Consider the following 13,443-nt stretch of genomic DNA (forward strand, 5'->3'; position numbering starts at 1 on the left):
ATTTTTTCTAATATATGAATTTTCACTGCTTTTGCGAGATTATCCTTAGATTAACTCTCGTAATTTCGCTTTATTTGTCATCTGCAAACAGGTGCCGATCTTTATGAAACAAAATCTTTATCTGCTCCTTTTCATTATTCTGCTTACCTGCTCTGCTCCCGGCAATCTCAACGCTCAGAACAGCAAGCCCCACTACCTCCCCCACACGCTGGTAATTAAGTATGAGAATTCACAGAAGATGAACAATATCCGGCAGAAGCAGGGAACCGATCCGAGAAATAAAATCCAGCAGTTTTTGAGCAGATTCGGTGCTTCCAACCCCAAACCAATCTGGAGTGAACGTTCAACTGCGGCCATTAAAAGAAAAAGCCAACGCAACATTGACAACAGAAAAGCGACGCAGGCGGCCAACGAGCTGCAGCGCATTCACAAGGTACACTATGTGGCTGATGTCGACGCGGCCTGGCTGGCGGCCAAAGTCTCCAGGTTGCCGGGTGTGGAATACGCGGAGCCCAAATACCTGCGATTTCTGCAGAACGCTCCAACGAATGACCCGATTGAGAATCCGTACGAGGAGTTCCACCGGTTTACGGAAGCATGGGATGAAACGACCGGATCTTCTGATGTCATTATTGCGATCATCGATACAGGGGTGGACTACAACCACCCGGACCTGGATGACAAGCTGTGGACCAACGATGACGAAATCGCCGATAATGGCGTAGATGATGACAATAATGGCAAAATTGACGACGTGATAGGGTGGGATTTCTGGGATAGTGGCACCCCTTCCAAGGGTATTATGGAAGATAACGATCCCATGATGGATGTTAATGATCACGGAACTCATGTAGCCGGTATTGCTGCCGCCGAGACCAATAATGGGGAGGGGCTTGCGGGAACAGGCTATAATTCCAGGTACATGGCTGTAAAGGCAGGAGGTGTGCCAGAAAGTCCGAATGTTATCGGGTTCGGTTTTGAAGGTATTGTTTACGCAGCCCAAAACGGTGCCGATATAATCAACTGCAGTTGGGGCGGTCCCGGCTTCTCGCAGGCGGAACGCGATGCAATAGACTTTGCTGCGAGTGTGGGGGCAGTTGTGCTTGGGGCTTCAGGCAATGAAGGACGAGCCCAGGTGATATATCCTGCTGCTTTTGATGAAGTGGTGGCCGTCGGTTCAGTGGAGTCGGGCACCAACTCGGTTGCACAATATAGCAACTTCGGCATTGAACTCGATGTGCTGGCCACCGGCTCGAGCATTGAAAGTACGGAGGGAAACAACCAGTATGGCACGAAATCAGGCACCTCTATGTCAACCCCAGTGGTTTCGGGTTTGGCAGCTTTGCTACGTTCGCTTCACCCGGAATGGACGGGCAGGAGAATTGCTTCACAAATACGCGCCAGCTCGGCTCCTCTCCTCAACACTATCCTGCTGGGCCGTGGCAAAATTGATGCCTACCGGGCGGTGACCACCTCGCTTCCGGGCGTGGAAGTGGCAAACGTTGACTTTCTGAATCAAGAGGGGGAAAAACTCAGCTTTGGAGAATCCGGGCAAATCAATGTGACGCTGGTAAACCACGGGGCGGCGACTTCTTCTTTTAACCTGACTGCCAGCGCCCTGAACAGCAGTGGTATTGAAGTGGGAAGCCCGAACGCCCAACCCGGTGCGATACCCACCGGTGATACGGTGCAGGTAACGGTTCCCATCCAGATCTCGAGTGATTTCGATTTAAGACAGACCCCGGCTTTTCAACTGGAGTGGACTGATTCTCCAAACAATTACATCGATTTTGACGTGGCTCGATATAGTGACCTCCTCTTTGATGTGATGGCGGAGAACAGGGTCAAGATGTCAATCTCTGCTGATGGGAGCATTGGCTTTACGGACCCGTTGACTCAGCAGGGCGGAATCGGCTTTATCCCGCGTGAGCAAATCCAAAGCGGAGAGTTTACGGATGGTGAAAACCTGTTATTTGAGGGCGGACTGATGCTGCAGTTTAATGGAACCCTCCACGATGCCGTGCGTTCGGAGGATGGTGAACTGTCACGCGATTTTAATCCCCAATCGACCTTCAGGCTACAAAAAGAAAGCCCCCAGACCGACCTGCTGGGGACCACCCATTTTACTTCAGATACCGTAAATAACCTGTCTGCGGATATAAAACTGACCTCTTATGCCTATGAAGATCCCGCCCTTTCGAATGTTGTGTACCTGTTATACGAAATAACGAATCCCTACAGCTATTTTGAATTTGAAGAGCTCTATGCCGGCATTTTCAATGACTGGGATATCGGGGCTTCGAGCAGTAATAACGGTACCTCCTACAGCCAGCAGGACAGCATCCTGTATGTGTATGATCAAGACTCCGAAAGTACACAACCGGTAGTGGCAGTGGCCAGCGTGGGACCGCTTTCGAGCGCCTTTGCTATTGACAATGCGGCGACGGGCCAGGGACTCAACTTTGGGCTGTATGATGGCTACACCGATGCTGAAAAAAAGCAGTCGCTGACGGCAGGTACCACAAAAACCAACATTTCAGGAACGGATGTGTCGGCCGTGATAGCTTCTGGTCCATATACCGTAGGGGCAAATGCAACGCTAAAGGTGGGTTTTGTGTATGCGTTTGGAGAAGATTCGGATGAGCTTCGTTCGCAAATTCAGCAGGCCCGCAGCCAAAAGCCGTTTCAGGTGTCAGAGAAGGGTCGTGTGCTGCCGGATGACGCACCGGATGATACCGAGTTCTTCCAAAATTACCCGAACCCGTTTAACGGCTCCACCCGTATTCGCCTGGACCTGTCGCAGCAGAGCCATGTGAATATCTCGCTCTACAATGTGTTGGGCAGAAAAGTTGCCGAAATAGTAGACAATCAGCTTGATCCCCGCATCCATATCTTTAACGTAAATGCCAGCAGGTTAAGCAGCGGCATCTATTTCGCCCGACTGCAAACCGATACCCGGTCAGAAACAATAAAGCTGGTGTTGGTTAAGTAAGTAGTGAAGGTGAAGGTCTAAGGTCCAAAGTCTAAAGTCCCAAGATCAAACGTCTGAGGTTAAAGGTTTAAAAGCATAAGCGGCACTAACGAAACAGCTATTACATCATGCTTTAGCTTATTTAGCGAGTGAATCTCGCCGTACACACTCAACACCCATTACGAATTACGCATCACGGATCACTCATCACTCATTACTTATCACTCCTTATCGCGATTCCGTCTTCGATGGGCATCCTCATTCTGTTTTGAGATATGCAGGCGCATCTCCCGCCGCTCCTCCGCCTGCTCATATCGCTCTTTTTCGAAGTCGGTCTCCGGGATAATTTTGGGCACAGGCACCGGTTTCCCGTCCGCATCCACAGCAACAAACGTGTAGAACGAAGTGGTGCAGAGCCGCCGCTCCCCGGTCCGCAGGTTTTCCGCCCACACCTGCATAGCCACCTCCATCGAGGTGTTAAACGTGCGGGTCACCTCTCCCTCGATCACGACCACCTCACCCAGATCGATCGCATTTTTGAATTCCACACTATCCACAGCCACGGTAACCACGTTGCGGTTGCAGTGGCGCTGGGCTGAAATAGCTGAACAGACATCCATCCACTGCATGAGAATACCGCCCATCAGCTTGCCCAGAGGATTGGTGTCGTTGGGCATCACCAGCTCGTTCATGCGAACGCGGGAGGAGGCGACCGTCTTTTTGCTGCTGTCGGTTTCTACGGGAGGGGTATCGTCAAATCGATTGGTCATAAGTGTCGAAATACCTTGTGTTCATTATTTTAGGTAGGAAGGTAAGGAAATGAATTCAGAATGTTGTCATATTTGCTGTCGGGTATGCCAATATTCCAATTTCAAATCCCGGAATTAAAATCTCCCTACTATCTGCTTTCGATTAAGATTACTATCTGGTTCAGAAGCAGATAGTAATCTGGATTGGATTAAGATAGCTATCTGGTGATGATCCAGATAGTAAGGAAAAACGTTTCGGACTGTGTTCTGCGGACATCTTTACTGCGTCCATCCTCTGTACACGTAATGTCGGTTGTCCCGACAAGTAATGTTCGTCATCCGTACCTAATAATGTGCGCGGCACCGACAAGTAATGTACGCCGGACGTACGTAGAAAGGGTATGCCGTCCGAACCCAGTAAGGTACGTCGGGCGTACGTGGTAAGGGTATAACAGCCTGATGGGGGGATTTGATTAAAGTGAAGGGGTATTTTGCCCTTGGACAGGAAGATCTCTCACTCGCGTTCGAGATGACTGGTTATGGGATACGGTTCTGTTCTTGGAAGGCGGGCCGTAATCAGCAACTAAGCTCCCTCAACTCACCGTCATTTCGACCGAGAGGGAGAAATCTTCCCTGAAAAGGCCTCTGTTTTGAAATGGGTCGCAAAATGAGATACGATCTGAATACTCTTTTTGGAAAGCCATGACGAAAAGCATTAAACCGGTGGATAAATCTTATTTTAGGTTAGCGGTACTTCTCCCGGCCTGTGCCCTTTTCACAGGAAGATCTCTCATTCCGCAGGCTCCTTTCGAGATGACGGGTTTCGGTTACGGACATCATTATTAGAAAACGGGCCGAAAATAACAATCATGCCTCTCCCTGTTGTCGTCATTTCGACCGTGAGGGAGAAATCTTCCCTGGGAAGGATCCTGTCTCAATTGTGCTGTCAAAATATTAAACGACTCAATTATTTGTCAGGAAATAATCCTCCCTATCCACGAACCAAATACTTGTTAAAAGTAAACATGTATTTGATGAAGAAAGGGAACAGGCCTATACTTGACGGTTCAAATCAAACATCATGTTTTTGAAAACAGATCAGCCGGATATTACTGACTTTCACGCTGCCCCCTGGTGCCTGAACGGACATTTCCACACCATCGGGCGCTCCCTGTTGACCAACGCAGGGAATCCCTATCACAGGCGTATCTCCATCCCCACGCCCGACGAGGACTTTTTGGACCTCGATATCATCAAAGCCCCAAGCAGTCGTCCGGTTGTAGTCCTTTTTCACGGGCTCGAGGGGTCTTCGCAACGATATTACATAACGGAACTGGCTGCAGCCCTGACCAAAAGGGAATACTCAGTAGTTGCAGTAAACTTTCGCGGGTGCAGTGGACGAATGAATCGTCAGCGACGCTTTTATCACTCCGGGGAGACCGGAGATTTGTCTACGGTATTTGGCTGGGTCGGGGAGCGGTTTCCCGACGTACCGATCGGGGCGGCGGGTTTTTCACTAGGCGGCAATGCGCTGCTCAAATCGCTTGGAGAGTTGCAAAACGATCATCCTGTATCCGCCGCAGTGGCAGTATCGGTCCCTTACGACCTGGCCCTTGGAGCACAACATATTTCAGAGGGTTTCAACCGGGTATACGAGTTTAATTTTATTCGCACGCTTAAAAGCAAACTGGAACAGAAAAGGGAGAAGTATCCCGATCTCCCGGAGTTTGAAGGAAGTACAATCTATGCGTTCGATGACCAGGTAACAGCCCCGCTGCACGGCTTTAACAATGCCGACGATTACTACACTACCTGCTCCAGCCAGCACTATGTTGCCGATATATGTAAACCCACCCTGTTGATCCACAGCAGGCAGGATCCGATCTGTCACCCGGATATGATCCCGTTGCAAAAAATAGTAGGGAATGGCTACATTGATCACGCCATTACCGATGAGGGAGGCCATGTCGGCTTTTGGAGCAGCCCGGCCGGATGGCTAAATTCCACCATCGTGAACTTTTTTGCTAAAAAATTTGATGTTTAAGCTTCAAACGATAGACACGTTAACTCAAAATTCTACTTACAAATGGTAATCATCGTAGGTGCCGGACCTATTGGACTTGCTACCGGCATTGCACTGAAACAGCGAAATGTTCCCTTCAAAATTATTGAGCGCGGATGCCTGGTGAACTCGATCTACAACTACCCGAAGGATATGACCTTCTTCTCCACTTCTGACCGATTGGAGATCGGGGGCATCCCATTTATCTCACATGGCCACAAACCCACCCGTCGCGAAGCGATGGAATATTACCGGCGGGCCGCCGAAAGTTACGAGTTACCGGTGCACCTTTATGAAGAGGTACAGAATATCAATGGCAAGGACGGCAATTACACGGTCGTAACCGACAAAGATGAGTATGCTGCCTCCAAAATTGTGGTATCCACAGGCTTTTACGACATTGCGAGAGAGATGGACGTGCCCGGGGAAGAACTGCCGAAAGTGAACCACTATTACGATGAAGCCCACGCCTATGCCTGGCAGGACCTGCTGATCGTGGGCGCTGGGAACTCTGCGGTTGATGCCGCCCTCGAAACCTATCGCACCGGGGCCAACGTGACGATGGCGATTCGTGGCGATGGTATCAAAGAGACCGTGAAGTACTGGGTTAAGCCGGATATCGAGAACCGGATTAAGAAGAATGAGATTAAGGCTTATTTTAATACAGAAGTAGTTGAGTTCCGGGAGAAAGAGGTCGTTCTGGACACCCCGGAAGGAGAAAAGATTATTCCCAATGACTTCGTGCTGGCACTCACCGGATATAAACCCAACTTCAAGCTGATGAGAAAATTTGGCATTGAGCTCTCTGATGATGAAAAAATGATGCCGATCTATGATTCTGAAACACTGGAAACCAAGCGCGATGGCATGTATGTGGCTGGTGTTGTTTGCGGGGGAATGGATACGAGCAGCCTGTTCATCGAAAACACTCGCGTTCACGCCCGGCATATCGCGGATGATATCCAGCAGAAATTGGCATAAGAAGGATTTAACATTCAATGCCCCTATTGGTTAAAACCTTTTCCACCTCAGTGAAGTGTTCATTTTTTGAACGATCAAATCCGCCAGTGGTCGGACTAAAGAAATGAACAAATGAATCGCCGGCTGGGTAAACTTGACCTGTATGGCTCTGCGTCCGCTAAAAAATCACAGACCTTTTCTTAACGCTTCCTCTTTGACCCATTGCTCGCTTCCGTCCGCTTTGCGGAGGGAGCCCCTCTTTCACTCGTATCTCTGTGGTTAACTGGACGCAGAGCGTCCCAACAGGTCCCAACGCAGAGCATTGGGACCAAGCATGGAGTTAATTAACCTCAGTTCGATATAAAGATCACAAAAATTATAGCTGTCATCGCGAGGAGGCGTCTTTGATAGTAGCCGGCTCCATCTTGAGGTCGACGTGGCGCCCCCCGTCCATTTTCTGTTCACCCGCCGGGAGATTGCCTCCCGAAAGTTTTCGGGATCCCGATAACCACTTAATCCCTCGCAATGACAGGTTCTGTCTCGAACTGACGCTAAATATTTTTGCATTTCAGAGGAGGTGCTAAATTAATTGAGACGGTCGTCTCGTAGACACTAAGATAGTCGTCTCAAGGTCTGTGAGACTATGGTCTCGGTAAGTATGAGACGATGGTCTCACTATGTATGAGATAGTCGTCTTGGTAAGCGCGTTAATCTTATAAATAGGAAATTTTCACCAGCGTTTATTCAAAACCCCTCGTGAGGAGGCCCGGCTTAACCTGGGTTCGAGATATGGATATCGCGATGAGGCTTTGGTGTAGGTGTTTGGCTCAACGATGCGGTCGACGCGGCGATCTCCTCATCTGTTTTTTGTTTACGCATAGGAAATTGCCGCTGGATTTCACTGAATTCCTCACAATGAGAGTTTTTTATCTCGAACTGACGTTAATTACTTGAACACGGCTAAGAAATCTTATTTCGAATTGACGTTAGGCAGGGCAATCAGTTCCGACTTATATCATCATGCGGGCGTTGCAGGTCCTCCGGCAGGTTGTCTTCCTCCTCTTCCCGAAGGGTCTCCAGGTAATCGATGCGCTTTCTGCTGCCGGTCTTGATCCCGTAATAAGCTCCTAAATACACGGCGAAAATTATGGTGAGCGTAAAGACCATCCGGCTCTCGGCCAGGGCCGTTTCCTTGGTATATATCCAGATAAGAGTAGGAACCACCAGCAGCGTTGCCATCACATAACTGACGTTCGAGGGAAACTTATTCTTTTTGGTATATCGCTGGTTCATACCGTAGCTCAGGTTTACCAGCACCAGTCCATAGGCGAAGAGTGTTACATATCCCACCCAGCCGGGATAGTTTACATACACAAAAAAACCATTGGTAAAGATGACAAACAACAAGCCAAAAACAATTGAGGCGGTGATGTACGCAAATGTGCGGTACCTGCTTTCCATGAATACAATGCTATACTATTGAAAATTATCTGTGCTTAACGCGTTTAGGGTTGCAAAAGCTACCATTTCATCCTGTCCCGAAAGCTTTCGGGATCACGATCTGGTAAGGTCGTTAGACGTTGATCATTAAACCAATCATACCAACGCTGAGATTCCTCACGAGATCCCGGAACGGAGTCCGGGATGACACGAAGGCTTTGTTCTTATCAAACAATTCATTAAACCCCTTAACGCGTTATGTTTGTCTTCAAAATAAGAAATGCGTAGCTAAATATGAGAGGTTATCCAGATTCAGGGATATGGGTAAAGCCAGCCTACTTGTTAGCCAGCCAAGCTTCAGGATTCAGGTTCTGGTTGCCTTCGCGAACCATAAAAAATACAGATTCTCCGCGCGCCGAGTTCTGATCACCGGCCAGCCCGATAGCATCTCCGGCCTCAAGTACGGCGTTTTTACGAACCATCACCTGGCTTAAATTACCATATGCCGTTATGTATTTGCCGTGTTTTACGATCACCACATCGCCATATCCCGGCAGCGGCTGCACGGCCACAACATAGCCATCGTGCACCACACGGACAACGTCCCTGGGTTTTGTCACAATTTCAACGCCCAGGTTTTCGGTAACGGTGCCATAAACCGGGTGCCGACGCCGACCAAAATGCTCGGAAATAGTACTGCTCTCCACCGGCCACCGCAACTGTCCTTTTTGCTTGGCGAATGACTGCTCCAGGTTTGTCAGCTCTTCTTCAGAAGCGGTATTCCCCTCAATGGGTCTGGAATATTTTGCAACCTCACGGGCCCGTTCCGCATCATTTTCAATGGACTTTGCCTCCGCCAGCTTTCGCTCCCGCTCGGCCTCCAGTTTTCGTATTCGTTCTATTTCAGCAATAACTGAAGTGAGTGTTTCGTCAAGCTGCTGCTTTTGCTGCCTGTGTTGCGCAATACTTTCCTCAATCTGTTCCCGATTTCGGCGTAACAATCGCACATTTTTTTCCTGTTTGTCCCGTTTTTCAGCTAACTCCTTTTTCTCTTCACGGATTTCCGCAAGGACAGCCGTATTTTTCTCTCGTGCCTCTTCGAGCTGAGACTTTGCTTGCTCCAGCTCTTGGGTGGCCTCCTTAATTTCCCGGGTTTGCTTGAGGCGGTGGTCCTCAAACTTATTCAGGTAGTAGGCACGGACCAGCATCTGATTTACAGAAGAAGAGGAAAAAATAAGTGCCAGGTGAGAGGTCCGCCCGTGCTTATAGACGTAGGTCAGCGTTTCTTTATAGTTCTCCACCAGCCGCTGCAGCTCCTTTTCATTTTCCGTGATCTGCTGTTCGTTAACCGATATCTCTTCCCGGATATGAATAAGCTCGGTCTCCAGCTTCGATATTTTTTGGTCCTGCAGGGCGATGAGTCGTTTCAGATCCTCATATTGATTGTAGAGCCTGTCGTACTTCTCTTCGGCCAGCACCAGCCGCTCTTCGTACTGGCTGATCTGATTGTTGATTTCATTTATCTCGGCACGAGTGGCCTCCTGTTTTTTCACCAGCTCCTCGCGTCGTTCTTTAAATTCCCCTGTCTGGCCATACCCAAGGCAGGGCGCCAGCAGCAGGGCCGTAAAGAATATCAGAAGTATTCGTTTCATTGCGTCACAAGTTTTACGTCATTCGGCAGATCAATTTCCAGATCCAGCGAACCCGGGTTCACGTCAAGCGATTGAATTAACAGCGCTACTTTTGACTGACCGTCTGCGCTAAAGATAGTAACTCTCCGCGGAAGTTTGAATCCGTCAATACGTCCGTATGCATCATACACAATGCGGGAATACGGGAGGTCGGATTGCGCGGGTTGGTCTACCTGAAGCAGATCATTGTTATCCTGATCAATATACACTTTTGTTCCATTTTGCATCACAAGAAGATAACTGGACTCCGATTCTAAAATTTTATCGATTTCTGCAGTTTGGGGGACAAAGTTCATCATCTCCAGAACGTTTACTGATGCGAGGTGCCCCACGCTCGTCACATTACCATCCCTGACAGATATCTTTCGGGCCACTTTATCTACCTTGTTATAAACCAGGAGAGAATCCCCTTCCGACAGGATTTGGCCGCCCTCAATGCCCAGTGAATTTTTGATCGTAACCAGGCTTTTCTCACGGTTGCCTGCAAAATAAATTGTAACGCGTTCGCTATTGCCCGGTTCACTCACAATCGCCTTGCCTTTACCCTGAAGAGTGTTCAGAGTTTCGGAATAGTCAGGCAAATGGCCCAGAATGGAATCCGGTGAAGCGGCAGAAGGACCGAACTCCCGGTCATTGTCCACCGTCGCTATCTTGGGTGTTGAACAGGCTGCTATCAGGGTAGCTGCCGCCAGAACATATAACAATAGTTTAATCTGCAAATTAATAGTCCTTTACTGCACGATTTTTTCTTTTAAATGACTGCGTGACGGGTCTTTCTGGAGCGCTTTTTCCCACCACTCCCTGGCTTCTGATGTATTATTCAATTTCTGCATCACATCACCCATATGTTCCAGTACCTCAGCACTAGCACCGCCCGTATCGATTGAAGCCTGTATATAACGCCGTGCCTTATCGTAATTCCCTTTTTGGTAATAGACCCATCCCACGGTATCGAGATAAGATGGATTGTCTTCCGCCAACTCAATGGCCTTGAGTGCCATCTCCTCCGCTTTATCAAGCTGTTCACCTCGCTCTGAAAGGTAGTAGGCGTAATTGTTCAGTGTATTGTGATTTTGGGGATCAAGCGAAAGGGCCTGCTCATAAGCCTTCTTAGCCTCCTCCCACTGGTCCAGCGCTGAATAGGAATCGCCCATGGAACCGTAAATTGCGGATTTAAACGGCTTTCGGGCTGGGGCCTGTGCTGCTTTCTCAAACCACTCCAGGGATTCCTGTTGATTGCCCTTTGCGAGGTGGGCGTTCCCGACAAAGTAGAGCACAAAAGGGTCCTGGGGAACATGCTCATCGGCTTTTTTCCCGGCCTCAATAACCTCGTTATATCTCCCTTCTGCCAGCAAAAGCTGGATACGCTGCCGCCACGCCATGTCGTTGCTCGGGGCCAGCTCATTGGTTTTGGCAAGGGCCTCCAGGGCTTTGGTATTGTTGTTTTCATTAAGGTAATAGTCGGCGGCCAAGGCATGTGCAGCACCATACTCCGGCTCACTTTCTACAAACTTTTGCAGTATCTGCTCCAGTGCATGCTTCAATGAGTCGTTGTTGGGAGACTGCTGGTAGCGTGAAAAGAGGTACTGCGAGACATCCAGCTTGGCCTGCCGCTTGATGATGGGATCCGAAACGACATTGCCAAGAAGTGTTCCGACACTATCCCACTGGGCTTCTTCCACATAAATATCAGAGAGCATTACCAGCGTTTTGGGATCGCGGTTATTTTTATCAAGCGCTTCCCGGAGCATCTTCTTTGCCTGTTGTGGCTGGTCTATTTCGAGGTAATAGTTACTCAGCATATGGAGCGTGGAAAGGTTGTCAGGATCGAGCCTACGGATTTTTTTTAGTTGTACAATGGCGGAGTCGCGCATTCCCAATTCGTTAAAATTCTGTAGCTTTTGCAGGAATATCCCGATATCGGGACCCGTCATATTCAACAGCTGGTTGTATATCTTGTTGGATTCAAGATGTTCCCCGTGCTGAGAGTAGACGCTGGCCAGCTCCGACATCACATCGGTGGCGTTCGGATGGTATTTCAGGGCCAGTTTGAGCTCTTCAATCGTAGCTTGGTTTTTGCCGGCACGCCGGTAGATATTCGCCAGTTTTAGATGATACCACTTGTTCTCAGGGTCCAGATCAGCCGCCTTCTTCCCGTAAAATGCGGCATTCGACAGGTCATCCACCGCCATATAGGCATCGGCCAGTGCGTAATTGACCCCGGCATGATTCGGAAGAGTTGAATATGCAACAGTCAGATGGTCAAGGGCATTCTGGTAGTTTTCGTTCTCAAACTCCTCGAGTCCTTTGATGTACTCAGCATGAGCCTCAACACGTTCATTTTCCGCTGAATCACGAACGTTAACGTTCTGAGCCTGCACAGACAGTGGCAGCAGGAGCCCGATGATAAGTAAATAGAATAGATTGTTTGGGTGCATAACTAAAATCAAAAATTACAGCGTCATTCCGCAGAATTTACAACGGCAATAAAGGGTTAATAGTACAACTCTAAGTGAATAGTAGAAAGTGTGAAATTATGAGTATAAAGTACCAAGTAGAAAGTAGGAGTCCTGAGATTTTTCCTTCAAAGCTTGGAGGTCTAAAGTCGCAGGTCGTAAAGTCACATGTCTAAGGCTAAACAGGGCAGTTTAGAGGCAGTTGCATTTGCGACCTATTTAGCCCAGAAGTAAAGCTCGCTGTGCACACTCAATTTCGCATTACTTGTTACTCATTGCACATTAAAACTACGCAATGGCTTTTCTCCAGACATTCAGTTTCTCAAAAGCCTCCAGCATGCGCGACCCGTACCAGCTGAACCATTCGCCCTCGACTGGCAAAATTCGGGTATTAGGGAGTTTTTTCTGTACTTCTTCAACATGTTTTTCCTTAAATGGATAGGGTTCGCTGCTGAGCAGCACCAGCTCGGGATCCCGCTGCTTGATACTTTGTAGTGTTATCTTTGGGTACCGCTGTTGATCGTCAAACACATTGTCCAACTTCCAGTGGCCCATCACGTCGTTAATATAGGTGTCGGAGCCGATCGTCATCCAGGGATCGCGCCAGATAAGGTACGCCGCTCGAATTGGGGGCTCATCCGGCCGCTGTTCTAGCAAGTCACTTATCTTGCCCGCCAACTCATCTGATTGTTCGGTTTTCCCGAACGACTTACCCAGTTCATGCATACTAATCAGTGCATCTTCAATAGTTGTGATATCGGTCAGGTGGACATGGAAATCCTGCTCCAACTCTTCGATATCCTCTTTCCTGTTCTCCTCTTTGTTAGCCAGGATAAAATCGGGAGCAGCTTTTTTAATTTTGTCAATCCGGGGGTTTTTAGTACCGCCAATGATGGGAATATCAGCGATGTCTTCTTGCGGGTGAATACAAAAACGGGTACGTCCCACCAGGTTTTCTTTCAATCCCAGGTAGATCAAAAGCTCGGTGAGGCTGGGAACGAGGCTAATAATTCGTTGGTAAGATGCCATTTTGTGATATTATTCATGAGTAGAGACGGATCGAATCCGTCAAAATTTCAATCTGATTCTGATTTAAGGAAGACGCATTCGATGC

At 48.6% G+C, this 13,443-nt stretch carries 9 protein-coding genes; 3 read left to right on the forward strand and 6 right to left on the reverse strand.

What is annotated here, in order from left to right; genetic code table 11:
* Window positions 1–103: 103 nt before the first annotated feature.
* On the forward strand, window positions 104–2,992 hold the full coding sequence (locus tag NC796_RS05940) for a S8 family serine peptidase (RefSeq protein WP_310682979.1): 2,889 nt from the start codon (window positions 104–106) through the stop codon (window positions 2,990–2,992).
* A gap of 200 nt (window positions 2,993–3,192) precedes the next feature.
* Here the strand turns inward: NC796_RS05940 and NC796_RS05945 are convergent, their stop codons facing one another.
* Window positions 3,193–3,741, reverse strand: a complete 549-nt coding sequence (locus tag NC796_RS05945) for an acyl-CoA thioesterase (RefSeq protein WP_310682981.1) — start codon at window positions 3,739–3,741, stop codon at window positions 3,193–3,195.
* Window positions 3,742–4,801: 1,060 nt separating this feature from the next.
* Here NC796_RS05945 and NC796_RS05950 point away from each other — a divergent pair.
* Together NC796_RS05950 and NC796_RS05955 are read left to right on the forward strand one after the other, a co-directional pair.
* The gene (locus NC796_RS05950) at window positions 4,802–5,764 is read left to right on the forward strand and encodes an alpha/beta fold hydrolase (protein ID WP_310682983.1); all 963 of its coding nucleotides are present in this window, start codon (window positions 4,802–4,804) and stop codon (window positions 5,762–5,764) included.
* Window positions 5,765–5,806: 42 nt separating this feature from the next.
* A complete protein-coding gene (locus tag NC796_RS05955) occupies window positions 5,807–6,763 on the forward strand; it encodes a YpdA family putative bacillithiol disulfide reductase (protein ID WP_310682985.1) in 957 nt (318 codons plus the stop codon).
* A gap of 978 nt (window positions 6,764–7,741) precedes the next feature.
* On the opposite strand, the gene NC796_RS05960 is transcribed toward NC796_RS05955, so the two are convergent.
* The 5 genes from NC796_RS05960 to NC796_RS05980 all read right to left on the reverse strand — a co-directional run bounded on the left by NC796_RS05960 (window position 7,742) and on the right by NC796_RS05980 (window position 13,358).
* On the reverse strand, window positions 7,742–8,203 hold the full coding sequence (locus tag NC796_RS05960) for a hypothetical protein (protein WP_310682987.1): 462 nt from the start codon (window positions 8,201–8,203) through the stop codon (window positions 7,742–7,744).
* A 314-nt stretch (window positions 8,204–8,517) separates the two neighbouring features.
* Window positions 8,518–9,834: a peptidoglycan DD-metalloendopeptidase family protein gene (locus NC796_RS05965; protein ID WP_310682989.1), complete on the reverse strand. Its 1,317-nt coding sequence runs from the start codon at window positions 9,832–9,834 to the stop codon at window positions 8,518–8,520.
* Entirely contained in the window at window positions 9,831–10,592 is a 762-nt protein-coding gene (locus NC796_RS05970) for a DUF4292 domain-containing protein (protein ID WP_310682991.1), read from the reverse strand. The genes NC796_RS05965 and NC796_RS05970 overlap by 4 nt, the downstream gene beginning before the upstream one ends.
* Before the next feature lie 12 nt (window positions 10,593–10,604).
* A complete protein-coding gene (locus tag NC796_RS05975; RefSeq protein WP_310682993.1) occupies window positions 10,605–12,311 on the reverse strand; it encodes a tetratricopeptide repeat protein in 1,707 nt (568 codons plus the stop codon).
* 306 nt (window positions 12,312–12,617) lie between these two features.
* The gene (locus NC796_RS05980) at window positions 12,618–13,358 is read right to left on the reverse strand and encodes a helical backbone metal receptor (protein WP_310682995.1); all 741 of its coding nucleotides are present in this window, start codon (window positions 13,356–13,358) and stop codon (window positions 12,618–12,620) included.
* Window positions 13,359–13,443: the final 85 nt, after the last annotated feature.

Origin of the sequence: Aliifodinibius sp. S!AR15-10, from assembly GCF_031569985.1 — a bacterium.
In the GTDB taxonomy this organism is placed as follows: Bacteria; Bacteroidota; Rhodothermia; order Balneolales; family Balneolaceae; genus JAMQKA01.

Bases quoted from the DNA above. Each gene is read 5' to 3' on its own strand.
- NC796_RS05980 (WP_310682995.1), bottom strand. From the start codon at position 13,358: ATGGCATCTTACCAACGAATTATTAGCCTCGTTCCCAGCCTCACCGAG.
- NC796_RS05950 (WP_310682983.1), top strand. From the start codon at position 4,802: ATGTTTTTGAAAACAGATCAGCCGGATATTACTGACTTTCACGCTGCC.
- NC796_RS05940 (WP_310682979.1), top strand. From the start codon at position 104: ATGAAACAAAATCTTTATCTGCTCCTTTTCATTATTCTGCTTACCTGC.
- NC796_RS05965 (WP_310682989.1), bottom strand. From the start codon at position 9,834: ATGAAACGAATACTTCTGATATTCTTTACGGCCCTGCTGCTGGCGCCC.
- NC796_RS05945 (WP_310682981.1), bottom strand. From the start codon at position 3,741: ATGACCAATCGATTTGACGATACCCCTCCCGTAGAAACCGACAGCAGC.
- NC796_RS05975 (WP_310682993.1), bottom strand. From the start codon at position 12,311: ATGCACCCAAACAATCTATTCTATTTACTTATCATCGGGCTCCTGCTG.
- NC796_RS05955 (WP_310682985.1), top strand. From the start codon at position 5,807: ATGGTAATCATCGTAGGTGCCGGACCTATTGGACTTGCTACCGGCATT.
- NC796_RS05960 (WP_310682987.1), bottom strand. From the start codon at position 8,203: ATGGAAAGCAGGTACCGCACATTTGCGTACATCACCGCCTCAATTGTT.